Source organism: Actinacidiphila alni (assembly GCF_900112845.1).
GTDB lineage: Bacteria > Actinomycetota > Actinomycetes > Streptomycetales > Streptomycetaceae > Actinacidiphila > Actinacidiphila alni.
In genome coordinates, this window is record NZ_FONG01000013.1 from 166,316 (window position 1) to 192,171 (window position 25,856).

At 73.1% G+C, this 25,856-nt stretch carries 24 protein-coding genes; 19 read left to right on the top strand and 5 right to left on the bottom strand.

The window, feature by feature from the left end; translation table 11 throughout:
- Positions 1-28: 28 nt before the first annotated feature.
- From BM076_RS22120 to BM076_RS22130, 3 genes are all read left to right on the top strand, one after another.
- Positions 29-2,170: a fibronectin type III domain-containing protein gene (locus BM076_RS22120; protein WP_093715395.1), complete on the top strand. Its 2,142-nt coding sequence runs from the start codon at positions 29-31 to the stop codon at positions 2,168-2,170.
- Between the two features lie 175 nt (positions 2,171-2,345).
- Complete coding sequence (locus BM076_RS22125; RefSeq protein WP_093715396.1) at positions 2,346-4,574, top strand: alpha-galactosidase; 2,229 nt, start codon at positions 2,346-2,348, stop codon at positions 4,572-4,574.
- Between the two features lie 43 nt (positions 4,575-4,617).
- Positions 4,618-4,986, top strand: coding sequence for a hypothetical protein (locus tag BM076_RS22130; protein WP_093715397.1), 369 nt, complete (start codon positions 4,618-4,620; stop codon positions 4,984-4,986).
- Between the two features lie 37 nt (positions 4,987-5,023).
- Here BM076_RS22130 and BM076_RS22135 read toward each other — a convergent pair whose 3' ends face one another.
- Both BM076_RS22135 and BM076_RS22140 read right to left on the bottom strand, forming a co-directional pair.
- Positions 5,024-5,791 (bottom strand): YqjF family protein, encoded by a 768-nt coding sequence (locus BM076_RS22135; RefSeq protein ID WP_093715453.1) that lies wholly within the window; start codon positions 5,789-5,791, stop codon positions 5,024-5,026.
- Positions 5,792-5,840: 49 nt separating this feature from the next.
- A complete protein-coding gene (locus tag BM076_RS22140) occupies positions 5,841-6,188 on the bottom strand; it encodes a cupin domain-containing protein (protein WP_093715398.1) in 348 nt (115 codons plus the stop codon).
- 193 nt (positions 6,189-6,381) lie between these two features.
- Between BM076_RS22140 and BM076_RS22145 the strand changes: the two genes are divergently transcribed.
- Positions 6,382-7,554 carry a PP2C family protein-serine/threonine phosphatase gene (locus BM076_RS22145; protein ID WP_245796213.1) on the top strand — a complete coding sequence of 391 codons (1,173 nt, stop codon included), beginning with the start codon at positions 6,382-6,384 and terminating at the stop codon, positions 7,552-7,554.
- Here the strand turns inward: BM076_RS22145 and BM076_RS22150 are convergent.
- Positions 7,519-8,304 (bottom strand): GNAT family N-acetyltransferase, encoded by a 786-nt coding sequence (locus BM076_RS22150; RefSeq protein WP_093715400.1) that lies wholly within the window; start codon positions 8,302-8,304, stop codon positions 7,519-7,521. The two genes, BM076_RS22145 and BM076_RS22150, sit on opposite strands and share 36 nt — an antisense overlap.
- A 225-nt stretch (positions 8,305-8,529) precedes the next feature.
- On the opposite strand from BM076_RS22150, the gene BM076_RS22155 reads away from it, so the two are divergent.
- The 8 genes from BM076_RS22155 (at position 8,530) to BM076_RS22190 (ending at position 19,002) form a co-directional block, all read left to right on the top strand.
- On the top strand, positions 8,530-11,121 hold the full coding sequence (locus BM076_RS22155; RefSeq protein ID WP_093715401.1) for a polysaccharide lyase family 8 super-sandwich domain-containing protein: 2,592 nt from the start codon (positions 8,530-8,532) through the stop codon (positions 11,119-11,121).
- A 337-nt stretch (positions 11,122-11,458) separates the two neighbouring features.
- Positions 11,459-15,040 (top strand): choice-of-anchor D domain-containing protein, encoded by a 3,582-nt coding sequence (locus BM076_RS22160; RefSeq protein WP_093715402.1) that lies wholly within the window; start codon positions 11,459-11,461, stop codon positions 15,038-15,040.
- Positions 15,041-15,293: 253 nt separating this feature from the next.
- On the top strand, positions 15,294-15,716 hold the full coding sequence (locus BM076_RS22165; RefSeq protein ID WP_093715403.1) for a hypothetical protein: 423 nt from the start codon (positions 15,294-15,296) through the stop codon (positions 15,714-15,716).
- A 50-nt stretch (positions 15,717-15,766) separates the two neighbouring features.
- Positions 15,767-16,525: a hypothetical protein gene (locus BM076_RS22170; protein ID WP_093715454.1), complete on the top strand. Its 759-nt coding sequence runs from the start codon at positions 15,767-15,769 to the stop codon at positions 16,523-16,525.
- Positions 16,526-16,634: 109 nt separating this feature from the next.
- The gene (locus tag BM076_RS22175; protein WP_245796214.1) at positions 16,635-17,036 is read left to right on the top strand and encodes a roadblock/LC7 domain-containing protein; all 402 of its coding nucleotides are present in this window, start codon (positions 16,635-16,637) and stop codon (positions 17,034-17,036) included.
- A 113-nt stretch (positions 17,037-17,149) separates the two neighbouring features.
- Positions 17,150-17,524, top strand: coding sequence for a roadblock/LC7 domain-containing protein (locus BM076_RS22180; RefSeq protein ID WP_093715405.1), 375 nt, complete (start codon positions 17,150-17,152; stop codon positions 17,522-17,524).
- Positions 17,525-17,666: 142 nt separating this feature from the next.
- Positions 17,667-18,116: an ATP-binding protein gene (locus BM076_RS22185; protein WP_093715406.1), complete on the top strand. Its 450-nt coding sequence runs from the start codon at positions 17,667-17,669 to the stop codon at positions 18,114-18,116.
- Between the two features lie 142 nt (positions 18,117-18,258).
- The gene (locus tag BM076_RS22190; RefSeq protein ID WP_245796215.1) at positions 18,259-19,002 is read left to right on the top strand and encodes a beta-glucanase; all 744 of its coding nucleotides are present in this window, start codon (positions 18,259-18,261) and stop codon (positions 19,000-19,002) included.
- Here the strand turns inward: BM076_RS22190 and BM076_RS22195 are convergent.
- Together BM076_RS22195 and BM076_RS22200 are read right to left on the bottom strand one after the other, a co-directional pair.
- Complete coding sequence (locus tag BM076_RS22195; RefSeq protein WP_093715407.1) at positions 18,992-19,321, bottom strand: STAS domain-containing protein; 330 nt, start codon at positions 19,319-19,321, stop codon at positions 18,992-18,994. The genes BM076_RS22190 and BM076_RS22195 overlap by 11 nt on opposite strands.
- 117 nt (positions 19,322-19,438) lie before the next feature.
- Entirely contained in the window at positions 19,439-19,906 is a 468-nt protein-coding gene (locus tag BM076_RS22200) for an ATP-binding protein (protein WP_093715408.1), read from the bottom strand.
- Between the two features lie 187 nt (positions 19,907-20,093).
- Here BM076_RS22200 and BM076_RS22205 point away from each other — a divergent pair, with 187 nt between their 5' ends.
- The 7 genes from BM076_RS22205 (at position 20,094) to BM076_RS22235 (ending at position 25,850) form a co-directional block, all read left to right on the top strand.
- Positions 20,094-20,585, top strand: coding sequence for a peptidylprolyl isomerase (locus BM076_RS22205; protein ID WP_093715409.1), 492 nt, complete (start codon positions 20,094-20,096; stop codon positions 20,583-20,585).
- Positions 20,586-20,786: 201 nt separating this feature from the next.
- Positions 20,787-21,827, top strand: a complete 1,041-nt coding sequence (locus tag BM076_RS22210; protein ID WP_093715410.1) for an NAD(P)-dependent alcohol dehydrogenase — start codon at positions 20,787-20,789, stop codon at positions 21,825-21,827.
- Positions 21,828-21,937: 110 nt separating this feature from the next.
- On the top strand, positions 21,938-22,744 hold the full coding sequence (locus BM076_RS22215) for an SDR family oxidoreductase (RefSeq protein ID WP_093715456.1): 807 nt from the start codon (positions 21,938-21,940) through the stop codon (positions 22,742-22,744).
- A gap of 198 nt (positions 22,745-22,942) precedes the next feature.
- Complete coding sequence (locus BM076_RS22220; RefSeq protein ID WP_093715411.1) at positions 22,943-23,713, top strand: DUF4232 domain-containing protein; 771 nt, start codon at positions 22,943-22,945, stop codon at positions 23,711-23,713.
- A gap of 3 nt (positions 23,714-23,716) precedes the next feature.
- Positions 23,717-24,421, top strand: coding sequence for a class F sortase (locus tag BM076_RS22225; protein ID WP_245796216.1), 705 nt, complete (start codon positions 23,717-23,719; stop codon positions 24,419-24,421).
- Between the two features lie 81 nt (positions 24,422-24,502).
- Positions 24,503-25,009, top strand: coding sequence for an RNA polymerase sigma factor (locus tag BM076_RS22230; protein WP_093715413.1), 507 nt, complete (start codon positions 24,503-24,505; stop codon positions 25,007-25,009).
- Complete coding sequence (locus BM076_RS22235; RefSeq protein WP_093715414.1) at positions 24,993-25,850, top strand: DUF4232 domain-containing protein; 858 nt, start codon at positions 24,993-24,995, stop codon at positions 25,848-25,850. The genes BM076_RS22230 and BM076_RS22235 overlap by 17 nt, the downstream gene beginning before the upstream one ends.
- Positions 25,851-25,856 lie beyond the last annotated feature (6 nt).

Here is a 25,856-nt window from a genome sequence, read left to right on the forward strand (position 1 = left end):
CCGCGCACGGCGCCGAGATGGAGCAGTCATGGCACCTCCCGACGGAACAGCCCGCCGCGGAACCCGTACCGGCCGCACCCGCCGCGGCACCCTCCTGCCCGCCCTGCTGGCAGCCGGCGCGCTCGTCGCGGCCTTCGCCGTACCGGCCGCCGCGGCCACGGCCGAGCACGCACCGGCCGCCGCGCCGCGGTCCGCCCCGGCGGCGCACACGCCCGCAGGACACCCCGCCGGGCACCCCGCGCCCGTCCTGGCCGACAAGCCGTACATGGGCTGGAGCAGTTGGAGCCTGGAGTCCACGAACTTCCCCGGCGTCAACCCCAGCGGCTCCGAGAGCTGGCTCACCGAGGCCCACGTCAAGCAGCAGGCCGACGTCGTGGCGAAGAAGCTCAAATCCCACGGATACGAGTACATCAATGTCGACGCCGGCTGGATCGGCGGCTTCGACAGCTACGGCCGCCCGCTGCCCAACACCACCGCCTTCCCCGACGGGATGAAGGGCCTGGCCGACTACGTCCACGCCAAGGGCCTGAAATTCGGCGCCTATCTGGCCGTCGGCCTCTACTTCGACGCGTACAACGACGGCAAGTCGCCGATCCACGGCGCGCCCGGCTGCACCACCAAGGACATCGTCTACCCGGACCTGCGCAAGACCAGCGGCTGGGACAACGTCTCCTACCAGATGGACTTCTCCAGCCCCTGCGCCGCCAAGTACATCGACTCCGTCGCCGACGAACTCGCCTCCTGGGGCGTGGACTTCCTCAAGGTGGACGGCGTCGGCCCCGGTTCAGGACAGGGCGACGCGGCGCACGACAACATCCCGGACGTCCAGGCGTGGCACAGCGCTTTGCAGCGCGCCGGTCGACCGATCCAGCTCACCCTGTCCTGGTCGCTCAGCCACGACAAGGCCGACGTGTGGAAGCAGAACGCCAACGGCTGGCGCGTCGACACCGACGTCGAGTGCTACTGCGACACGCTCGTGACCTGGAACAACTCCGTCAAGCAACGCTGGAACGACGTCGTGCCGTGGATCGACGACGCGGGCCCCGGCCACTGGAACAACCTCGACTCGCTCGATGTCGGCGTCGGCGTCATGGACGGCGTCAACGACGTCGAGCGGCAGAGCTACGCCACCTTGTGGGCGATCGAGGCCGCGCCGCTGTACACCGGCGACGACCTCACCAAGCTCGACGCGTACGGCCTGAAACTGCTCACCAATGACGAGGTCATCGCCGTCGACCAGGCGGGCAACCCGGCCAGGCCGGTCAGCCAGGCCACCGACCAGCAGGTCTGGTACGCGCGGGACGCCGACGGCGGCTACACCGTCGCCCTGTTCAACCTCGGCGGCGGGTACGCCGACGTCACCGCGGACTTCGGCGACCTCGGCATCAGCGGCAAGGCCGCCGTCCGCGACCTGTGGAGCCACAAGAACCTCGGTACGTCGAAGGGCTCCTTCACCGACAATCTGCCGCCGCACGGCTCACGGCTGCTGCACCTCACCCCGCGTGCCACGGGCGGCGCCCCCGGTGTGCCGCTCGCCGTGCACGGCACCGCCTCCACCGCGGGCAGCGTCTCGCTCGCCTGGGACGCGGTGACGACGGGCAAGGCGCCCGTCACCGGCTACGACGTCTACGCGGGCGGCCACAAGGCCACCACGACCAGCGGCACCACCGCCACCGTCACCGGCCTGTCCGCCGGCACCGGCTACACCTTCACCGTCGTCGCCCACGACGCCAAGGGCCGCCGTTCCGCGCCGAGCAAGGCCGTTCCGGTCACCACACCGGCCGCGGGCGGACGCGTCCCGTACGAGGCGGAGGCGCCGGGCAACACGCTCGGCGGCAACGCGAGCGTCGGCGACTGCTCCGCCTGCTCGGGCGGCAAGAAGGTCGGCAACCTCGGCAGCGGCGGCTCGGTGGCCTTCACGCAGGTGAACGCGCCGAAGGACGGCACCTATCTGCTGACCCTCGACTACCTGGACGGCTCCTCGGGCCGCACCATCGTGGTCACCTCCGGCCGTACCTCCTTCAAGCTCCCGCTGCCCGGCAGCAACGACAACAACTGGGGCCTGCCGCACTCGGTGACCGTGCCGGTGCACCTGGCCGCGGGTGCCAACACCGTCTCCTTCGGCAACCCCGCCGACTACGCGTCCGACATCGACCGGATCACCGTCTGACCCGGCCGGGCCCGGCGCCCACCCGCGCCGGGCCCGGCACACCGTTACGGGCCGGGCCGGACCACCGCGTCCGGTCCGGCCCGCGCCCCGCGGACGGCCGACTCCCGACCCCACCCGCGGCGCCCGCACGTCCGGTGACGATGATGGTCACCGCACCCGTGGAAAGGACTCACCCATGACCAGCAACTCCGCGCGGATCGTGACCCTGCGCGCGGCAGGCACCGCCCTCGTCGTGGAACTCGGCGAGCCGCTGCCAAGAGTCCTGCACTGGGGAGCCGATCTCGGCGAGCTGTCGGACGACGGCCTCGCCGCGCTGAGCCTGACCGCGGAAGGCGCGGTGCTCAACAACTCCCTCGACGTACCGCGCCGGTTCACCGTCTGGCCGACCGAGGCCGACGGCTGGTCCGGCAGCCCCGCCCAGCAGGGCCACCGGGCGGGCACCGCCACCACACCGCGCCCCGTCCTCACCGGCGCCTCGCACTCCGTACTGCCCGGCGGGGGCGGCGAGTTGGTGATCGAGCTGCACGACGCCGTCAGCGACCTCGCCGTCACCCTCACCTACCGGCTCGAACCCTCCGGGGTGCTCGGCGTCCACGCGGACCTGACGGCGGGTCAGGCGGGGCAGGCGACGGAGGCGGCGGACGGCGCGGCGCCGTACGACCTGGCCGCGCTGGGCCTGCTGCTGCCGCTGCCGGAACGGGCCGGTGAAGTCCTGGACTTCACCGGCAAGTGGAGCCGTGAACGCTCCCCGCAGCGCCGCCCGCTGCACTACGGCTCCCATGTCCGCGAGATGCGGCGCGGCAAGCCCGGCGTGGATTCGCCGTATCTGCTCACCGTCGGCGTGCCCGGCTTCGGCTTCCGCGACGGCGAGGTGTGGGGCCTGCACATCGGATGGAGCGGCGACCAGCGGTATCTCGCCGAGCGGCTGCCCGAGGGCGCGGGCAGCGACCACGCGGTGGTGCTCGGCGGCGGTGAACTGCTGCGCGCGGGCGAGGTACGGCTCGCGCCGGGGGAGACCTACACCTCCCCGGTCTGCCATTTCGCCTGGTCCGACGCCGGCCTCGACGGCCTCGCCGGCCGCTTCCACGACCTGCTGCGGGCCCGCCCGACGCACCCGAGCAGCCCGCGCCCGCTGCACCTCAACAGCTGGGAGGCGGTCTACTTCGACCACGACCTGGACCGGCTGCTGCGGCTGGCGGACAAGGCCGCCGAGGTCGGCGTCGAGCGCTTCGTGCTGGACGACGGCTGGTTCACCGGCCGCCGCGACGACACCGCGGGCCTCGGCGACTGGACGGTGGACAAGACCGTCTGGCCCGAGGGACTCGGCCCGCTGGCCGACCATGTGCGCGCGCTCGGCATGGAATTCGGCCTGTGGGTCGAACCGGAGATGGTCAACCTCGACTCCGGGCTGGCCCGCGAGCACCCCGAATGGATCCTCGGCCCCTCGGCCGGGCTCGGCCCCAGCTCCCGCCACCAGTACACGCTCGACGTTGCCCACGAGGGCGCCTGGCAGTATCTGCTGGACTGCCTGGACGCCCTCGTGGCGGAGTACGGCATCGGCTATCTGAAGTGGGACCACAACCGCGAGCTGCACGAGGCGGTCGAGCGCGGCCCCGGCGGCGCCGACCGGCCCGGCGGCCGGGCCCAGGTGCTCGCCGTCTACCGGCTGATGGACGCGCTCAAGGCCCGCCACCCCGGTCTGGAGATCGAGAGCTGCGCCAGCGGCGGCGGCCGGATCGACCTCGGCATCCTGGCCCGTACGGACCGGGTGTGGGCGTCGGACTGCAACGACCCGCTGGAACGGCAGACCATCCAGCGCTGGACCGGCCAGTTGCTGCCGCCGGAACTGGTCGGCTCCCACGTCGGCCCCACACCCAGCCACACCACGGCGCGGCCGGGCACCGACACCTTCCGTATGGTCACCGCGCTGTTCGGGCACGCGGGCATCGAGCAGGATCTCAGTGCCTGCACCCCGCAGGAGCTGGCGCGGCTGACCGCCTGGACCGCGCTCTACCGCGAGCAGCGCGGGCTGCTGCACACCGGGCGGGTGGTCCGCGCCGACCTCGCGGGGGACGCGGTGCTGCTGCACGGCGTCGTCGCCGCCGACGCCTCCGCCGCGCTCTACACCTGGGCGCGGCTGGCCACCTCCCCCGAGGGCCAGTCGGGCCGGGTCAGGCTGCCGGGCCTGGACCCCGACACCGGCTACGAGGTGCGGATCCGCACCGAGCTCGGCCTGCCCGCCTTCCACCAGACCACCGCGCCGCCGTGGCTGGCCCGGGCGCTGGAGGACTGGCTGCCGCTGCCCGGCGCGGTCCTCACCAGGGCAGGGCTGCCGATGCCCACCCTCGAACCGGAGCACGCGCTGCTGATCGAGGTGCGCGAGGCCGTCTGGAACGCCGCCTGACGGGGAAGGAGCCAGGCATGATCACAGCGGCGGAGGCGGCACGATGAACGACAGGGCCGAGCGGGCCGACAGCGCCGAGCGGGAGCGGGACGCCCCGGCGGCGGGCGGACGCGACCCGGGCGGTGACCCGTTCGACCAGCCCGCGCCGACCGGCGAGGAGAAGGCCGCCTGCTGGTCGGTGCGGCACCGCGCCCAGGGCATGTCGCACCACGAGGTGAAGGCCGCGCTGACCCGCGCCCGCGAGCTGGCGGCGGACGGCACCGACGAGTCCGCCGCGGCGGCGGCCGAGGAGTGGGAGCGGATCGCCGACCTGATGGTCGATCACGCCGGGCGGTACGACATCGACATCGACCCCTTCGTGCAGGGGGAGTTGGCGGGCGAGTCGCACGCCCCGGGGCGTGGCCGGAAGTAGCCCGCGGCGGCTCCGTGGGCCCCGCCGACCCGGGACGCTACGGCGTCGGGATGCCCGCCGGCTTGTGCGGCAGGCCGAAACGCACCGGGACGCCGGGGGAGTACAGCACGCTGACCGGCTCGCCCAGCGGGCGGGCGAGACCGGCGGCGGTCACCACGTCCTCGTCCAGCGACAGCACCTCAGCACGGTGCAGCGGCCAGCGCGGATGGGCGTTCGGCAGATACACCGGCCGCCCGAAGAAGGCGTTGTGCATGCCCCAGCGCGCGGTCAGGAAGTGCTCCAGCGCGGTGGGCTCCGCCACCGGCTCGCCGACCCGCACGGTCAGCGAGGTGTGCGCGCCGCGCGGCCCCGGCCAGCGGCGCGAACTGGTGTAGGTGAGGGTGTCCGCGTCCCGGCGCACCGACATCCGTGACCACAGATACGGCAGCCGGAAGACACTGCGGCCGACCACGACGGGGATCAGCCGGGACGCGTCCAGCGACCGGAACACCACACCGCGCCTGCCCCGCTCGTCCACCGAGTACAGCCGCACATTGGTCTCGGGGAAGGTGCCGAGATACGGCACGCCCGGCAGCCGGAACCAGCCGACCCGGTGCATCCGGAAGGCGACGAGCCCCACATAGGTGACGCCGTCCAGGGTGTCCGGGCGGACGCCCGGGGGCAGCAGCGGCGCCACGGCCTCCGGCGGCACCGGCCAGTGCACAAAGGTCAGATCCAGCCACCACTGCGTCATCAACGGCTCGGCCGCGCTGCCGGGCGGCGCGTCGACCGCTATCGGCTCGGCCTCGGCCGGGGTGCTGGACATGCCGACCAGCATCGCACCGGCGCGCGGCCCCGCCGGCGGCGGGTGCCGCTCAGCTCGGCCGGTAGCGGATCTCCAGCATCAGGGCGCCGGTCCGGGTGCGGTACGGGCCGTGCGGCATGCCCGGCGGCCGGGACGCGAAATGGCCCGCTGTAAAGGTCAGGTCGAGGGTGAGATCCTCCAGCTCGCCCTCCAGCAGATAGACCTCCTCGTAGTAGTCGTGCCTGATCACCCCGGCGGCCGAGGTGTCGAGCCCCGGCTCCCACCGGGCCAGCCGGGTCAGCTCCGCGCCGCCCGCCGCCGGGTCCTGCGACAGCAGCCGCTCACTGACGCCGGGCGAGCCTTCCGCGGGGCGCCACGGGACATCGGCGGCGGACCGGAATTCGTGTTCTTCCTTCACGGGCGGGGCCCCTTCCTGCACGAAGTGCGCCGTTTCCTGGACGCGGCGCGCCGCGCGGGCCGTCCGGCACGGCGGACTCACCGTACGCGCCGCGGCCCGCCGTCCGGGGCGGTCGCCGTACCGGCCGTACGCAGGCGCGACCCGCCAGGCCCGGACGGCGCTGTGCCGGAAATGCCCCGTTATGCTCGTCGGTGTGACGACGATCCCCGCACGGCGGCGCTCCTGGTGGCAGACCGCCCGGCGGGATCCGGTGCTGATGTCGCCGCTGCTGCTGACCGTGGTGATCGGGGTGCTGGCGTTCGTCACACCGGACAATGTCGCCGTCAGCCGGCTGCTGCCCGCCGCGCCGGCGCTCGCCGCCTCGATGTGGTCGGTGGCGGCGACCGTGACGCTCGGCGCGTTCGCCATATGCGTGGTGATCGCCGTCGCCCTCGTCCTCGGCACGCCCGGGATGCTGTTCACCGCGGTGGCCATCGGCGCGGTCACCGCCGCGGCCGGCTACGCGGCGTACATCAGGCTGCAGCGCGAACGCACCCTCACCGAGGTCAGATCGGTGGCCGACGCCGCGCAGGCCGTCGTACTGCGCCCCGTGCCGCCGCGCATCGGCCGGACCGACATCGCGACGCTGTACGTGGCCGCCGCCGCGCAGGCCAGGATCGGCGGCGACTTCTACGCCGCGGTCGAGACGCCGTACGGCGTACGGCTGCTCATCGGCGACGTCCGCGGCAAGGGCCTCGCGGCGGCGGGCGTGGCCGGAGCCGTCGCCAACTGCTTCCGCGAGGCCGCGCACGACGAACCGGACCTCGCGGCGCTCGCCCGCCGGCTGGACACCAGCCTCGGCCGGTACAGCGCCTCGCTGCCCGCGCAGGACGCCTCCGAGCGCTTCGCCACCGCGCTGCTCGCCGAGATCCCGGCGGGCGGCGGCCCGGCTGCACTCCTCAACTGCGGGCACCCGCCACCGTTGCTGCTGCACGCCGGCCGGGTCACCACACTGGACCCGGCGGTCCCCTCGCCGCCGCTGAACATGGCCGCCCTGATCGGCTCCGGCTATCACGTCGAGAGCGTGCCGCTTGCCGCCGGCGACCAGTTGCTGCTCTACACCGACGGCGTCACCGAGACCCGCGATCGCGCCGGCGCCTTCTTCCCGCTGCACCGGTGGGCGAGCCGCAGGCCGCCTGCCGAACCCGCCGAATTCCTCGGCCGGCTCCGCGCCGAACTGCTGCGCTACAGCGAGGGCCGGCTCGACGACGACATCGCCGCCATGCTGATCCGCTGCCGGCCCGGCGGTCAGGTCCTGCGCCCGCCGGAGGTACCGGACGGCGGCGCGGGCTCAGGCGCCGGTGGCGGACCGGGTGAAGACATGTGACCGGCCGATCGGGGTGAAGCCGCGGCGCGCGTACCAGGTACGGGGCCAGTCGTCCGGATCGGCGATCAGGAACAGCAGCGGGCAGCCGGCCGCCAGATGCGCCGCGGTGGCCAGATTGATGTCGGCGTAACCGCGCCGCACATGGGTCGTCGCCGTCACCACCTCCTCGATCTGCGCGATGCCCTCGACCGGGTCGAGATAGAGGTCGGCCCAGGCGCCGACCGTGCCCTGGCCGTCCCTGACCGCGAGGAAGCGCACCTGGTCCGCGCCGCGCAGCCGGGCGGCGCGGCGGTCGGTGAGCTGGTGCACGACGCCTTCCTCGGCCTTCGGCATCCAGCGCCGGGTCTGCCGCAGCACGGCGGACCGCAGTTCCTCGGCGGCAACGGTCTCGGCCGCCGGGTCGGGAGCCGGCGCGGGGCCCGAGTGCCGCATCACCAGCTCCGTCTCGTGCTCGTAGCCCGCGGCGCGCAGCGCCGGAGCGCACAGCACGCCGAATTCGTCGTCGAGCACCGAGATCCGGCGGTGCGGCAGATGCCCGAGCGTGCGGTCGGCGAGGCCCGGCAGCGCGTCGGGGGCGACCGACCCGTCCACGACGAGCTGATTGTGCTCGTGCGAGGCGGCGTAGGCGGAGTTGAGGACCGCGGCGCCACCGGGGATCTCGATCACCCGCTCGGCCTGGCGCCTGGCGAAGGCCGCACGGAAGGACGCGATGCGGAGCAGATCCACGGCGGAGACCTCGACGGCGGGCATGCGGCCAGTGTAGGAACACCCGATCAAGCCCCCGCAAGCTGATTTCGGGCCGCGCTGGGCGGCCGCGGCCCCGGCTCCCGCCGCCCGGGCGCGGCGGCCCGGAAGGCGGTCGGCGTCGGGAGCGGCCGGGGCCGGAGTAGTGACACACGTGGCCGGTGTTGCTTCAATGCGTGGTGCCCGCGCGCCCGAAAGCGCTTACCGTGCCGCACCATTGGAGCCGCCGTCGTGTCGATGTCACGTCGTGTCCTGCTGTCCTCGGTCCCGGCGGCGAGCCTCACCGCGCTGGTCGCCCCCCTGCGCGCACGGGCCGCGAGCGCACCCGCGGCCCGTACCGCGGGCGAACCCCGCGACGCCGGCGACGACGCGGCCACGCTGCTCGGCAACACCCTCGCGATCTTCGCCGGCACCGCCGACTCCAACTCCCGCGCCGACGTGGCCGGCAAGCTCGCCGCCATCGAGTCGACCGCCCGCGCCCGGCTCGCCGCGATGGACACCGCGGAGCCCGGCCAACTCTTCAAGGGCCTGGACCTCGGCACCAGCGACACCAATCTGACGACCTCCTTCCAGTACCTCTACGAGACGGCGCTCGCCACCCGGATACCGGGCGCCCCCGCAGGCACCCTCAGCGGCGACGAGAGCGTGGCGCGCCGCGTCGTCGACGGCCTGGCCCTCCTCTACGACGGCTACTACGGCGACCAGTCGGCGGGTTACTACGGCAACTGGTTCAACTGGGAGATCGGCATCTCCACGCACGTCACCAAGACGCTGCTGCTCCTGCGGGACACCCTGGCCGGCTACCGGCCCGATCTGACCGCGGCCTTCGTCGCCGCGATGGACGGCTATCTGCGCAACGGCAAGAACGGCGACGTCGACCTCGACTCGCGCTTCCACACCGGCGCCAACCTCGCCGACATCACCACCAACCGCATCCTGCAGGGCGCCCTGCTCGGCGACGACGCCAGGACCTCCAAGGCGATCGCCGACCAGCTGACCGTATTCGCGACCATCGACCCGTACGACGTGCGGCACGGCGTCACCGACGGCTTCTACGCGGACGGTTCCTTCATCCAGCACGCGTCCGTCGCCTACACCGGCTCGTACGGCACCGGGCTGCTGACCCGCGTCGTGCAGACCGTGCGGATGCTCGACGGCACCGGCCACGTACAGGGCGACGACCTGATCGGGGTCGTGCAGGGCTGGATCGCCGAGGGCTTCGCGCCGCTGATCTTCGAGGGCTGGATGTCGGAGATCGCCAAGGGCCGCGCGGTGTCCAGGACCACCACCGGATACGCCGACGTCGCCGTCGTGGTCGAGGCCGTCACCGGGATCTCCGCGTACACCTCGGCCGACGACGCGGCGGCCCTCGGCGGCTATGTCCGCTTCCTGCGGCAGACCTCGCGCGCCGCGCTCGACCCGCGGAGCTTCGTCTCGCCGACCACCGTCGCCCGCTACGCCGACATCCTCGCCGACACCTCGGCCCCGGCCCGTGACCTGGTCCCGGCCGCCCACCACGCGGCCTTCAACGCCATGGACAGGACCGTCCACCGCCGCCCAGGCCACGCCTTCGCGCTGTCCCGCAGCTCCGGCCGGATCAGCAAGTACGAGTACATGAGCGGCGAGAACTTGCTGCCCTGGTTCCAGGGCGAGGGCGCCCATTACCTGTACCTGGCGGGCCAGGACCAGACCCGGGCCTTCGGCATCGACTACCTCACCGCCGTCTCGCCCTACCAACTGGCCGGTGTCACCGCGCCGGTGGAAACCCGGAAGTCGGTGCCCGAGCTGTACGGCACCGCCTGGTACGACAATCCGGCGCTGGGCTTCACCTCGTCGTCGGAGTCGCAGAACACCTACGTCTACTTCCCGCTCGCCACCAACGCCTTCTCCGGCGGCGCCACCCTCGGCGCGTACGGCACGGCCGCCTTCGTCCAGTCCGACGACGCCGCCTACGTCGCCAAGCGGGCGGGGCTGCTACCCGACGACTTCGTGGTCTACCGCAACGCCGAGGCGACCAAGTCGTGGTTCATGCTCGACGACGAGATCGTGGTCCTCGCCGCGGGCGTCGGCGACCGGGCCGGACGCGCCGTGACGACGACGATCGACACCCGGATCGCCGATCAGGCCGACACCGTGACACTGACCGGGCGGCTGCACGACGGCGCGCCGTGGTCGGGTACGGGCACGGCGCCGCTGTCCTGGCTGCGCTTCGCCGACACCGGTCAGGGCACCGCGGTCGGCTACGCCTTCCTCGACGGATTCGCGCGCGGCCACGGCGGCGTACGGCCGACCGTCGCCCTGGACACGGTGACCCGCAGCCGCCGGACGGTGCGCACCGCCAACCCCGACACCGCCGTGACCAAGCAGGTCTTCGGGGTCCGCGTCGAACAGGCCGCGGGCGCACCGCTGTCGGCGATGGCGTACGCCCTCGTGCCGAACGCCACCGAGGCGGCGCTCGCCTCGTACGCGCACGGCCGGCTGACGGTGCTCGCCAACTCCACCCGGACACAGGCGATCCGGCACCGCGGCCTCGGTCTGCTCGCCGTCAACGCCTTCGCGCCGGGCAGCCACCACGCCGACCGGCTCACCCTCGAAGGCCCCGGCTCCGTCGTCCTGCGCGAGGACCGGGACGGGACGGTCGCGATCGCGGTCGCCGACCCGACCACCGCGCGCGACACCGTGACCCTCACCCTGCACGGCCGCCCGCTGCGCACGGTCACGGCGGACGGCGGTGTGCGGGTGGCCCGGATCCCCGGCGGCACCCGCGTCGAGGTGACGACTCGGCACACCTACGGCCGCAGCCTGCTGGCGACCCTGCGCTGACGCTGTTCCTCCCGCGAACGCCCCGCCGGCTCACCCGAGCCGAGGCGGGGCGTTCTTTGTGCCGCCCGGCGGTCGCCGTACCGGGCAGTCCGATGCTTCCGGGGCTTACTTGGGATCTTCCGTGAGTAAGTACAGATTCAGCAAAGATAAGTTCGGATATTGCGCTGGAGTGTCCACGACATTACGGTTCCACTGCGCCGCCCGGCCCAGCCCCGTGTTCCGCCGCTCCCCCCCCCCCGCTTCCCCGCCGCTCCTCCTCGAGGCTTCGCCCCGCCGTCGTACGGCCGCCCACGGCGCACTCCGGCCCTCCGTGTCGTGTTGTCGAAAGGAACAGACGTTGTTCCAGCCCATGAGATCCCTGCGGCGCACCGTCGCCGTCGCCGGCGCCGGCGCGCTGATCGGCGCCGCGGGCGTCATCGCCCTCGCGGCGCCACCGGCCGCCGCCGCCACAGCGACCGGCGGCAGCGGCGCGAGCCTGCCCTACGTCGAGGTGCAGGCGGAGAACTCCGCCACCAACGGCACGGCCATCGGCCCGAGTTTCGCGGCCGGGCAGCTCGCCGACGAGGCGTCCTACCGCAAGGCCGTGACCCTGTCGGGCAGCGGAAAGTACGTCACCTTCACCACCCCGGTGGCGACCAACTCGATCGACTTCCGCTACAGCATCCCGGACGGCTCCGGCGGCTCGGTCTACACCGCGCCCCTGTCGTTCGCCATCAACGGCACCGCGCAGCCCGACTTCACCCTGACCAACGCCTACAGCTGGTACTACGGCAGCTACCCGTTCACCAACACCCCGGGCAGCAACCCGCACCACTTCTACGACGAGGCCCACCGCCTGCTGCCGCAGACGTATCCGGCCGGCACCACCTTCACCCTCCAGACCAGCGGCGGCAGCGCCGCCACCACCATCGACTTCGCCGACTTCGAACAGGTCGGGGCGGCGCTCCCGCAGCCGGCCGGCTCGGTGTCGGTGACCAGCCAGGGCGCGGACGCCACGGGGGCGGCCGACTCCACCAGCGCCTTCAACGCGGCGATCAGCGCGGCCGGACCCGGCGGCACCGTGTGGATACCGCCGGGCACGTACAAGATCCCCCGCCACATCACGGTCAACAACGTCACCGTCACCGGCGCGGGCATGTGGTACTCGACGGTGACCGGTGCGGCGCCCGGCTTCTACGGCCTCGGCGAACCGGACAGCTGCGGCGTCGGCGGCAACCGCGGCGTCAGCAGCAATGTCCACCTCGCCAACTTCGCGATCTTCGGGCAGGTCGGCGAGCGCAACGACTGCGACCAGGTCAACGGCATCGGCGGCGCGATGAGCAACTCCAGCGTGTCGAGCCTGTGGATCGACCACATGAAGGTCGGCGCCTGGATGGACGGGCCGATGGACAAGCTGACGCTCAGCGGCCTGCGCATCCGCGACACCACCGCCGACGGCATCAACTTCCACGGCGGCGTCACCAATTCGACGGTGACCAACAGCGGGATCCGCAACACCGGTGACGACGGCATCGCCACCTGGGCGGACTCCGCGCTCGGCGCCGACGCCAACGACACCATCTCCCACAACACCGTCGAGACGCAGATCCTCGCCAACGGCATCGCGATCTACGGCGGCCACGACAACACCGTCACCGGCAATCTGGTCCGCGACACCGGACTCGCGCAGGGCGGCGGCATCCATGTCGGCCAGCGCTTCACCTCCACCCCGGTCGGCACCACCACCATCTCCGACAACACCATCGTCCGCGCCGGCAGCCTCGACCCGAACTGGCAGTTCGGTGTCGGCGCGCTGTGGTTCGACGGCAGCCAGGGCGCCATCACCGGCCCGATCAACGTCTCCAACGCACTCATCCAGCAGAGCCCCTACGAGGCCGTGCAATGGGTCGAGGGCACCGTCAGCGGGGTCGACCTCAACAATGTGACGATCGCCGGCGCCGGCACCTTCGCACTCCAGGAACAGACCGGCGGCGCCGCGAAGTTCACCAATGTCACCGCGACCGGAATCGGCGCCGGTTCCCCCGTCTACAGCTGTGAGGGCGGCAATTTCGCCGTCACCGACGGCGGCGGCAACTCGGGCATCAGCGGCACGCCCCTGTGCGGCGGCTTCCCCGCCCCCGTCTTCCCGCCCTACCCGGCCGAGGGCGTGACCGCCAGCCCCAGCGCCCTCAACTTCGGCTCGGTCGCCACCGGTTCGACCAGCGCGGCGCAGACCGTCACCGTCAGCAACCCGACCAATGCCGCGGCCGCCGTCTCCTCGGTCACCGCCTCCGGCGACTTCTCGCAGACCAACACCTGCGGCAACTCGATCCCGGCGAACGGCTCCTGCACCGTCGGCGTGAAATTCGCGCCGACCGCGGCCGGCGCGCGCAGCGGCACCCTCACCGTCAACGCAGGCGGCACCACCGACACCGTCGCGCTGTCCGGCACCGGCACCGCGCCCGGGCCGATCCTCGGCACCAACCCGGCGAGCCTGGCCTTCGGCGCCACCGTCGTCGGCGCCACGGCCGCGCCGCAGACCGTGACCGTCACCAACTCCGGCACCACCACGGCCACGATCTCGGCGGTCGCCGCGACCGGCGACTTCACTCAGACCAACAACTGCGGCTCGGTCGCGGTCGGTTCGTCCTGCGCCGTCACCGTCACCTTCAAGCCGACGACCGGCGGTACGCGCGGCGGCACCCTGACCCTGACCAGCAACGCCAACAACAGCCCGACCACCGTCGCGCTGTCCGGCAGCGGCATCGACAGCAGCACCGACGTCGCGGCCGGCCGCCCGGCCACCGCGAGTTCCACCAACGGCACCTTCGCGCCGGGCAATGTCACCGACGCCGACGCCTCCACCTACTGGGAGAGCGCCAACGGCGCCTTCCCGCAGTGGGTCCAGGTCGACCTCGGCCAGAACACCAGCATCGGCAAGACCGTACTGAAGCTGCCGCCGTCGACCGCCTGGGCGACCCGCAGCGAGACGCTGTCCGTGCAGGGCTCCACCGACGGCACCTCCTTCAGCACCCTGTCGGCCTCCGCCGCCCGCACCTTCGACCCGAACGCCAACAACAACACGGTGACCATCACCTTCCCCGCGGCCACCGCCCGCTACGTCCGGATCAACGTCACCGCCAACACCGGCTGGAACGCGGCCCAGTTGTCCGCCCTCCAGGTCTTCCCGAGCGGCGGGAGCAACCCGTCGACGGCGACTCTCGCGGTCGCCCCGACCTCACTCAGCTTCGCCTCGCAGGCACCCGGCACCACCAGCGCCGCGCAGAATGTGACGGTCAGCAACACCGGGACCGCCGCCGCGTCGATCTCCTCGGTCACCGCCTCCGGCGACTTCTCGCAGACCAACACCTGCGGCACCTCGCTCGCGGCGGGTGCCACCTGCACCGTCGGCGTGAAGTTCACCCCGACCGCGGCAGGCACCCGCACCGGCACCCTCACCATCAGCGGCAACGCCTCCAACAGCCCCACCACGGTCGCGCTGACCGGCACCGGCAGCGGCACCGTGAGCACCAACCTGGCGGCGGGCAAGGCCACCGCCGAGTCCAGCCACGCCGACGTCTACCCGTCCTCGCACGTCACCGACGGCGACCGCAACAGCTACTGGGAGAGCGCCAACAACGCCTTCCCGCAGTGGGTGCAGGTCGACCTCGGCGCCGCGCAGAGCGCCTCCCGCGTCGTCCTCCAACTGCCGTCGGGCTGGGGCGCCCGCAACCAGACGCTGTCGCTGTCGGGCAGCACCGACGGCAGCAGCTTCAGCACACTGAAATCCTCCGCCACCTACTCCTTCACCCCGGCCGCCGACAACACCGTCACGATCACCTTCCCCGCGTCCACCCAGCGGTACTTCCGGGTGACCGTCACGGCCAACACCGGCTGGCCCGCCGGCCAGATCTCCGAATTCCAGGTCTGGAACAGCTGACCGGGACCTGACCGGGATCTGACCGGGACCTGTGCCCGACCGGCCCCTCACGCCTGGTGCGTGAGGGGCCGGTGGCGTTCCCGGGACACCGGCCCGGCGCGGCGGCCGGACAGCGGGGGAGCATCTTAGGCCCTGCACGGTCATGTACCGCTGGAAAATGCCAGAAACCCCCGGGACGGGTGCCACCGTCCGTAACCTGTCGGTCACCGCCGAGCGTCGGCGGGCCATCAGGGTACGCACGGAGGGGAGCCGGGTGTCCGGGATCGACGAGTGCCTGCGCGAGGCCATGACGCTGCCGGGAGCACGCGGCGCGGCCCTGGTCGAATGGATCAGCGGGCTCTCGCTCGGCCGGGTCGGCGAAACACCCGGCGGCGACCCGGAGGCGGCCGCCGCCGAAGCCGCGGAACTTGCCCGCATGGCCGTGGAGCACGGGGTGTTCGAGCCCGCGGAAACTCTCGACGGACCATCAGGACCCGGTGCGCAGGACACCGGGAAGGGCCTGCCGGTCGAGGACGTCATCCTCGTCACCCGCACCGGCTACCACCTGCTGCGCTACGTCGAGGCACCCTTCGACGGCGGGGTGTTCCTGCACCTGTGGCTCGACCGGGACCAGGCCAATCTCGCCCTCGCCATGCGGCACGTACGCGACCTCGCCGAGCGGCTGGTGCTGGTGTGACCGGCGGCGCGAACAGCGGCGGCGCGCCCGCGGGCGGCGCACTGTCCCCGATGCTGCTCCGTCTCGCCGAGGCGGGCGCGACCGGCGCCCTGCTCAGGGACACCGGAGCGCTCTATCTGTCGGACGGCGCGGTGGTGCACGCCGAGAGCCCCGCGGCGCCGGGCATCGACATCCTGCTGACGGCCGGCGGGCGGCTGCGGCCCGAGGTCTGGCAGGAAGCGGTGGACGCCGCGGGCGCCCGCTGCCGGATCGCCCGCCACCTGCTGGACCACCGCCGGATCTCCGCCGCGGAACTGGAGATCAGCCATCTGGAGGCGCTGTACGACGCGGCCTACTTCGTGCTCGGCCCCGGCGGCGGCCCGAGCCGCTTCCGGCACGGCGCCGTCCACTGGTTCGGCGCCCTGCGCCCGGTCCAGGTGGGCGAGGTGGAACGCGAGACACACCGCCGCCGCGGACTGCTCGACGCGCTGTGGCCGTATCCGCAGCTCGACACCGCCCCGGTGGTCCGCCGCCGTGCCGCGCGGCTGCCGCCCGTGCCCCGGCGGCAGCGGGCCCTGCTCGAACTGGCCGACGGCGTACGCACCCCGCCCGCCATCGCCGCCACGCTCGGCAGACCCGCCTTCCACGCGCTGGTCGGCATCCGCCGGCTGGCCGCCGCCGGGCACTGCGAGACCCCGGCGCCGCCGGCCGGCAGGGGCGTCGGCCCCGGCCCCGGCTTGCGGCTGCCCTACGAGGCCGGGATCCCGCCGGGACCCCCGGACGTCGGCACGCTCCGCAGGGTTCTCGACGGCTTGGAGGCACGACTGTGAACCGCACTCCCGCCCACCGCCACCGGACCGGGACCGCACAGCCATGAGGCGCGCCGTGGGCCGGCGCGCCGATCGACGGAACGTGCGGAGCCAGGAGAGGAGACAACTGATGGCGCAGGAAGCCGAGGTGCGCGAGGAACTGCGCCGGCTGAGGACCCGGCTGCCGCACGCGACCGGCGCCCTGGTGGCCGTCGTGGACGGCCTGGTGCTCGCCCAGGACGCGGACACCGTGGAGGCCGAGGCCGCCGCGGCACTGACCGCCGCCGCCCTCGGCGTCGGCCTGCGACTGACCGACGCGGCCGGCCACGGCACCTTCCGCGAACTGCTGGTCCGCGGCGAGCACGGCTATGTCGCCATCTACGCGGCGGGCACCGCCTGTGTGCTCACCGTCCTGGCCGGCCCCGAGGTCAATGTGGGCCGGCTGCACATGGAGGCCCGCCGTTCGGGAGCGCACATCGCGCACCTGGTCGACGGCGCCACCGACGTACGGGAGGACGCCCCGACGCCATGACCACCCGACCGACCCGGGCACGTACCGCCCGGCACCGCGCACCCACCGAACCACCCACGCAGGACGGGCCCACGACGGGTCCGGCCGACCGACCGGAAGGAAACCGCACCACCATGGCCAACACCGAAACCGTCCTCAAGGACGCGATGACCTCGATCGACGGCGTCATCGGCGTCGCCCTCGTCGACTACACCAGCGGAATGGCGCTCGGCACCCTCGGCGGCGGGAAGGAATTCGACCTCAATGTCGCCGCGGCGGGCAACACCGACGTGGTCCGCGCCAAGGCCCGCACCATGGAACTGCTCGGCCTCAAGGACGAGATCGAGGACATCCTGATCACCCTGGGCGGGCAGTACCACCTGATCCGGCTGCTCAAGGGCCGCGGCAAGAGCGGCCTCTTCCTCTACCTGGCGCTGGACAAGTCGCGGGCCAACCTGGCGATGGCCCGGCACCAGCTCAAGCGGATCGAGAACGACCTGGAGGTGTGACCGGGCCGCCGGGGAAGAGGGGCCGGGGGAAGTGCCGGGGACGGGGGCCGGGGAAACGGCCGCGGAAAAGGTGGGTGTGAGGCTGTTCGGCCGGGGCAGAAGGGCAGATGGTTGTGCCGGACGACCGGACAGGAGTTCCCCGATGCACCGCAGCGCGACAACCGCCGACGGCCTGCCGCGGCAGGCCACCCCGGACGACTGGGCCGGCGCCGCGTACGACGGGGAGAGCGGCTCGATCGCGGCCGCACGCGCCTTCACCGCGGACTTCCTGACGGCACGGACAGCCATGCCGGGCGCCGCACCCCTGGGCCCGACGGTCGTCGCCGACGCCCAGCTCGTGGTGAGCGAACTGGTGACCAACGCCTGCAAATTCGCGCCCGGCCCCTGCGCGCTCAATCTGGAGCTCCTGGAATCGGTCCTGGAGATCACCCTCTGGGACTCCGACGCGACGCTGCCGTTCGCGCGGGCCACCGAGCCCGGCCGGATCGGCAAGCACGGCCTGGAGATCGTCCTCGCCCTGTGCGAGGGCTTCGATGTGCGGCGCGAGGCCGTCGGCAAGCGGATCAAGGTGCGGATCGCCCTCGGCGAGTGAGCCGGAGCGCAAGCGCGGGCGGCAGGCGCCGTCCGCGCTTCCGCACGCCCTGGTCCCGCGCGGCCCGATGATCTTCACTGGTACCGAGCGGCCCGTCCGCCGCACGACGGCGGTCCGGCCGGCCGAGACCACCGGGAGCACCGTGACCACCCAGCCGGACACGCCACAGAACGCATCACACGCCGCACACGACGCGCTGCCCCGGCAGCACCACCAGCGCCGGGTCGTCTTCGACGCGCCGTTCACCGACCGCTCCGCCTGGGCGGTCGGCCGTACCTCGGCGTATCCCGACGGCGGGCGCAATCCCGGCGACAACAAGCTCGATCAGATCGGCCCCGCCTACGGCCCCACCGACGCGGGCGTCTTCCGGGCGCGGCGCGCTCCCGGCGGCCTGTGGCACACCGATCTGGTGTCCACCGAATACGCCCCGGGCGGCTTCGAACTGCTGCCGGACGACGAACTGACGGCCACCTGCGTCGTGCACGCCACGCTCGGGGCCTGGCCCGCCCTGTGGACCTGGGGCCGTGACACCGCCACCGGGAGCCCGCAGCCCGGGCACGGCGAGATCGACCTGTTCGAATACCACTCGACCAACCCGCGGCTGCTCGAACTCTCCAATCACGTACGCCCCGCCGGCCACGAGGCCGCGGACGTGATCGCCCCCGGCCGGCCGTTCCGGCTCCGGGTCCGGTTCGGGACCGACGACGTGTCCTGGTCCGTGGACGACGACGTGGTGTTCCGGGACGGCCGCGGTGTCGGCCCGCGCTGGCGGGCCTGGCCGGTGGTGAACATCAGCGTCGCGGCGGGCGCGTACGGACATCGGCCGCCCGGCCCGCGGACCGATCTGCTGCACTGGGAGTGCGCCGACCTGACCGTCACGCGGTGAGGGCTTCCTCGGCCGTGGTGTACACCTTCAGCACCTGATCGACACCCACGATCCGCAGCAGCCGCGCCAACTGCGGCGGCACGGCCGCCACCCGCAGATCGGTGCGCTGATGGGTGCTCAGCAGCAGATTGAGGAAGCTGGAATCGGCGAAGGTGATCCCGCGCGCGTCGAGCACCACCACCTGGCCTGCGTCGGCCGCCTCCGTCAACGCGTGCCGCAACGGCCCCAGGGTGTCGGCGTCCAGATCGCCGTGCGGTGCGACAATGCGCGGCAGTTCACCGGCGAGCGGGTCCCCGGGCGCGTCGTGTTGGGTCGACATATGACAAGTATGTCCAGGTGAGGGCGGGGAGAAAAGAGCGGATCGAGGCAGCCGCGGTCGTGTTCGCGCGCCCCGCGACCGGGGCCCGCGTCGGCGGCCACGACCGCGGCCGGCCGGTCAGTACAGCGGGAGGACGAGAGTGATCCGCTTGCCGCGCGGCGCTCCGTCGGGGCCGGGGTCGTACGGGACGACCGTCACGCGCAGCGCGAGCTGCTGGACCAGCCGCCAGCCGAAGCCGCCGGGGGAGTACGGGGCCTGCGCGAGTGGCGGGCGCTCGGTGAGGCGGGGGAGCGCCGGGCTGTTGTCGCAGACGCTGACCTCGATGCCGAGCGGGACCAGCCGAACCGTGCACTGCGTGATGCCGCCGCCGTGCACGGCGGCGTTGGTGGCCAGTTCCGAGGCCGCGAGCACCGCGTCCCCGACGGCCCTGGGGTCGCACGGCGTGGGATCGGCCGCGACCGTCTCCCGGACCAGACGGCGTACGGCGGCCGCCGAGAACGGCTGCGGCGAGCCGCGGGCCGCGGCGGCGGAATCGGCTGTCAGATGCCGCGTACGCGCTGGTGGTGGTGGCCGGTCGACCGTCATCACGCCCCCGTGGAGTCGTAGGTGTCACCGGCCGTCTTGCCCGGCCTCCGGCTCCGAAACACCCACCGCGGGTCCCGCGGGCCCCCGGGCCGCGGAACGGCCGATGACACGCGCCCGACCTGCGATTGTCGCGGAATGTTCCGCTCTGGTCGCGGGGCGGGTGCCGGAGGATGCAAGGATGGTCCCCATGGACAACGTGTACTTCGACATCTCCATCGACGGCGCTCCGGCCGGCCGGATCGTCTTCCGGCTCTTCGACGACGTCGTGCCCGAGACGGCGCGGAACTTCCGTGAGCTCGCCACCGGCGAGCACGGTTTCGGCTACGCGGGCTCGGCCTTCCACCGGATCATCCCGTCCTTCATGCTCCAGGGCGGCGACTTCACCAGCGGTGACGGCCGCGGCGGCAAGAGCATCTACGGCACGAAGTTCAAGGACGAGAACTTCCAGCTCAAGCACGACCGTCCGTTCCTGCTCTCGATGGCCAACGCGGGGCCGAACACCAACGGCTCGCAGTTCTTCGTCACCACCGTGGTGACGGACTGGCTCGACGGCAAGCACGTCGTCTTCGGCGAGGTCGTCGAGGGCGAGGAGCTGGTCAAGCAGATCGAGGGCAAGGGCTCGCGCAGCGGCGCGCCGTCCGCCAAGGTCGTCATCTCCGCGTCCGGCACCGTCGCCTGAGCGTCGGGCACCGCGACCCCGCAGGACCGAAGGCCCCCGGCGACCGTGCCGGGGGCCTTCGGCGTACGCGCGGCCGTACGGTACGGCGGCAGGCCCGCGCTCACTGAGCGGTGCGCGCCCGGCCGGGGGAAAATCGAAGGGCCCGGTCAACGGTCGCCGCAGAGAGGTCGGGGAATGTCGACATCAACGGGTTCCGCCGAGATGAGGGCTGTCCAGTACCGCAGGGTGGGCGCCGCGCCCGAAGTGGTGACCGTGCCACGGCCCGAGCCGGGTCCGGGTCAGGTGCTGCTGAAGGTGACCGCCGCCGGGGTGTGCCACTCCGACATCGCCGTGATGAGCCGGCCCGCGGACGCCTTCCCCTACCCGTTGCCCCTCACCCTCGGCCACGAGGGCGCCGGCACCGTCGCCGCGCTCGGCGACGGCGTCACCGGACTGGACATCGGCGATCCGGTCGCCGTCTACGGACCCTGGGGCTGCGGACAGTGCCTGATGTGCGCGCAGGGCAAGGAGAACTACTGCCTGCGCGCCCAGGAGCTGGGCATCCGGCCGCCCGGTCTCGGCGCCCCCGGCGCCATCGCCGAATACCTGCTGGTGGACGACGCGCGGCATCTGGTGCCGCTCGGCGATCTGGACCCGGTCGCCGCGGTGCCGCTGACGGACGCGGGCCTGACCCCGTACCACGCGATCAAGATGTCCCTGCCGAAGCTGGTGCCCGGCAGCAGTGCTGTCGTCATCGGCACCGGCGGCCTCGGCCATGTCGCGGTGCAGCTGCTGCGGGCGCTGAGCCCCGCCCGGGTCATCGCCCTCGACGTCAGCGACGAGAAGCTGGAGCTGGCGCGCCGGGTCGGCGCGCACGAGACCGTGCTGTCCGACGCGGACGCCGCCGACCGGGTCCGGGCCCTGACCGACGGCGTCGGCGCCCAGGTCGTCCTCGACTTCGTCGGCGCCCCGCCGACCGTCGCCACCGCGACCGCCTGCGCCGCCGTCGAGGGGGACGTGACCATCGTCGGCATCGGCGGCGGCAGCGCCGCCGTGGGCTTCGGCACCATCGCCTTCGACGCGGCGGTCCGCGCCCCGTACTGGGGTACGCGCGCCGAACTCATCGAGGTCCTCGACCTCGCCCGGGCCGGCGCCGTCGACGTCCATGTCGAGACCTACTCCCTGGACGACGCCCCGCTCGCCTACGAACGCCTCCGCGCGGGCCGGATCACCGGCCGCGCGGTCATCCTCCCCGGCGGCTGACCGGCGCGCGGACGACGGCCGGGCACCCACTTACCGTCGCCCGCGCGAATCCGGGAAGTCCGGGGGCGGACCGGGGCCGGGCGGGGGAGGATGACCGCGAGGTGATGGCCATGACGGGCACGGCAGGGGAACTCGGCGGGCGTACGGCCCTGGTCACGGGCGCCAGCAAGGGCATCGGCCTGGCCGTGGCACGGGCGCTGGCCGCGGCCGGCGCGGACGTCGTGGCCGGGTCGCGGACCACGACGCCCGAACTCGACGCGCTCGTCAAAGGCGGCGGCGCGGGCGGGAGCGGCCGGGTGCGCTGGGTCGAGGTGGACCTCGCGGCGGCCGGCGGCCCGGAACGGCTGGTCGCGGCGGCAGGGGAGCGCATCGACATCCTCGTCAACAACGTCGGCTCGGCGCCCGCGCGCCCGGGCGGCTTCGCCAGCGTCACCGACGAGGACTGGCGGCGCACGATCGAGCTGAATCTGCTGGTCCCGGTCGCCGTCACCCGGGCCGTGCTGCCCGGCATGCTCGCGGCCGGCGGCGGCAGCATCGTCACCGTCGCCTCCGTCAACGCCCTGCTTCCCGACCCGCTCGTCATCGACTACAGCGCCGCCAAGGCGGCGCTGGTGAACTTCTGCAAGGCCCTGTCCAAAGAGGTCGGGGGCCGCGGGGTGCGGATCAACACCATCAGCCCCGGGCCGGTCGAGACCGATCTGTGGCTGGGCGGCGGCGGTGTCGCCGACACGGTGTCCGCGAACGCCGGGCTCACCCCGCAGGACGTCGTGGCCGAGGCGAAGGCGACGATCGTCTCGGGACGCTTCTCCCGGCCCGACGAGGTGGCGGACCTCGCCGTCTTCCTCGCGGGCGACCGTGCCGCCAACATCCTCGGCAGCGACTTCACCGTGGACGGCGGGCTCATCCCCACCTGGTAGCCATGTCCACCTGGCGGCCGGACGGCGTCCCCCCGGTGACCGGACGGCTTTCCACCCGGCAGCCGGACCGTCCGGCGGACTTGGTCATTTCTTTACAACCCGGCCCCCGGCTGCGTCGTCTCTCCCCCTGATTTCCCGTACGGCCTTCCCGCGCCCGGTCCCGGGCGCGGGGGTGCGGGGGAGAAGGGAAGACCGGACATGCGTATGAGTTCACTCGCCGTCGGTGCCGCCGCGTTCTCGACGGCCGCCACCGTCGCCGTATTCGGAGCGGCCCCGGCGTCCGCGGACGCGCCCGCGAGCATCACGTCCAGCACCCCGATGTGCGCCACCTCGCAGCTGTCGGCCGCGCTCGGCGGCCAGGACGCGGGCGCGGGCAACCTCTACCAGTACCTCGTGCTGACCAATCACAGCGGCACGACCTGTCACCTCACCGGATTCCCCGGCCTGTCGCTGCTGGACGCCGGCGGCAAGCAGATCGGCACGCCCGCCACGCGCGAGCACAACAGCTACGCGCCCGTGGTGCTGCGGCCGGGCGGGACGGTGAGCGACACCATCCACACCGCCAACCACATGGGCTCGTGCTGGCCGACCTCGGCCAAGCTGCGGATCTACCCGCCGGGGAACACCGCGTCGCTGGTCGTCGCGGGCAAGGTCACCATCTGCAACGACCAGTTCGCGGTCACCCCGTTCACCGCCGGGACCACCGGCAACCCGCCGAACTCCGGTCCGACGGCGACCCCGACCCGCTCGTCCGGCTCGGGCTCCGGCACCTCCGGTTCGACCTCGGGCTCCGGCTCGCAGGTCACCACGGTGCCCAGCGGCGCGCCCGACACCGGCGTCGCCGCGTCGGCGGGCGGCGGCAGCGACCACGACACGCTCGCCATGGCCGGCGCCGGCGTGCTGGCCGTCGGTGCGATCGGCCTGGCCGCGGGGCTGCGCCGCCGGTCCCGCACCCGGGCGCAGGACTGACCGTTGGCGCCCACCACCGAAGCAGCGCGCACCCGCGCCGCGCGTACCGCAGCTGCGGTACGCGGCGGGTGCGTGCTCGCCGTCGCGGCCCTGACGCTGCTCTGCGGCTGCTCGACGGGCCCGGCGGCCCGGCCGACTCCGGGCAGCGCCTCGTCGGCGGTGGCGACCTCGGCGCCTGCGTCCCCGCGGACCACCTCCCCGGTCCGCGGTACGACGCCGGCGACCGGCGCCGCCCGCCCGCTGGCCCGCTCGGTCCCGCAGCGGCTGCGGATCCCGGCCATCGGCGTCGACACCCCGGTGATGTCGCTGGGGCTCAACTCCGACGGCACCGTGGCCGTCCCGCCGATCCAGGCCCACTCGCCCGCCGGCTGGTACAAGGGCTCGCCGACCCCCGGCGTGACCGGCCCCTCGGTGATCCTCGGGCATGTCACGGTCGGGCAGTACGGCGACGGCGTCTTCCTGCACCTGGCCAAGCTGGTGCCGGGCGACCGGATCGAGATCGGCCTCAAGGACGGCGCCCAGGGCACCTTCACCGTCGACTCCGTCCAGACCGTCGCCAAATCCCGTTTCCCCACCGACAAGGTCTACGGGAACGTCGACCACCCCGCGCTGCGTCTCATCACCTGTGGCGGCACCCGGATCACCGGAAGCGGCTACGCGGACAACGTGATCGTCTACGCGTCCCTGTCGTCGGGAGCCGGGCCCTGAACCGCACCGGCAACCCGCGGTGGCACCGGACGTCTGCCCCGGTGCCACCGGGGCAGACGACGATCAGCACCAGCACGACGAGTGAGGAGAGCGGACATCCGGTCCCAGGAGCGCGCGGCCTCGGAGCTGTTCGAGGCGGTCTACCCGCGCCTGGCGGGCTGGTGCCGCCGTCTGGTGGACGACGACGGGACCGCGCACGAGATCGCCTCGGAATCCTTCACCCGGCTGTGGGCACGCTGGACCAAGGTCGAGGAACCCACCGGATACCTCTATGTGACCGCGGCCAACCTGGTGCGGGACCACTGGCGCAAACTGGAGCGCGAACGGCGGGCCATGCGCCGGTTCACCACGGAGGAAGTCGTGAAGGAGCAGCGGCAGGAGGGCGCCGACCCGTCCGTGCGGATGCTCGTCCAGTCGCTCCCCGAGCGGCTGCGCGACCCGGCGCTGCTCTACTACTACGCGGATCTGCCCGTCCAGCAGGTGGCGGCGCTGCTCGGACGGAACGAAGGTACGGTCAAGGCCGACCTGCACGCGGCCCGCGAACTGCTGCGCGCCCGGCTGGGGGAGCACCATGACCGGACTGCCTGACGGCCTGCCCGGCGACGCGCCGGGCGAGGAGCCGTTCGACCCGCTGGAGCCGCTGCTGCGGCCGCCCGCGGTGTACCTGGCGCCGCCCGCCGGGTCGTTCGAGACCATCCGCCGCCGCGCCGCCCGGCGCCGCCGCGGTCGCGCGCTGGCCGGCGGCACCCTCGCGGTGGCCGTGATCAGCGGAGCCGTCCTCGCCGCCGCCGCGCTCACCAGGGACGACTCGCAGGAAGTGGTCCCGACCCCGGCGAATTCCACCGAGCACACGACCACCTCGCCCGGTCCGACGAAGCCGCCGGTCGTCCCGCCGCCGGGACCCACCCCGTCCCGCACCACACCCACACCGGGCGGCGGCCCGTCCACCGTCACCACCGAGCCGACCCGTACGCCGCCGACCACCCCGACCACCGGCACGGACGGCACCGGCGGTTCGACACCGCTGTGCACCGCCGCGCAGCTCACCCCGTCCCTCGGCGGCGGCGACGCGGGCGCCGGCAGTGTCTTCCGTTACCTGGTGCTCACCAACCACAGCGGCACGGTGTGCCATGTGACCGGCTTCCCCGGTCTGTCGCTGCTCGACGCCGACGGCAAGCAGATCGGCGCCCCCGCCACGTACCAGCAACTCGATCACCAGCCGGTGGTGCTGCGGCCCGGCGAGTCCGCGAGCGACACCATCCGGACCGTCAACCAGCAGGGCACCTGTCTGCCCACCTCCACCAGCCTGCGGATCTACCCGCCGGGCAGCAGGCAGTCGCTGGTCTTCCCCGGCAAGGTCACCAACTGCGACAACGAATTCGTGGTGACCCCCTTCACCAAGGGCACGACGGGCAATCCGGCCTCCTGACCCCGC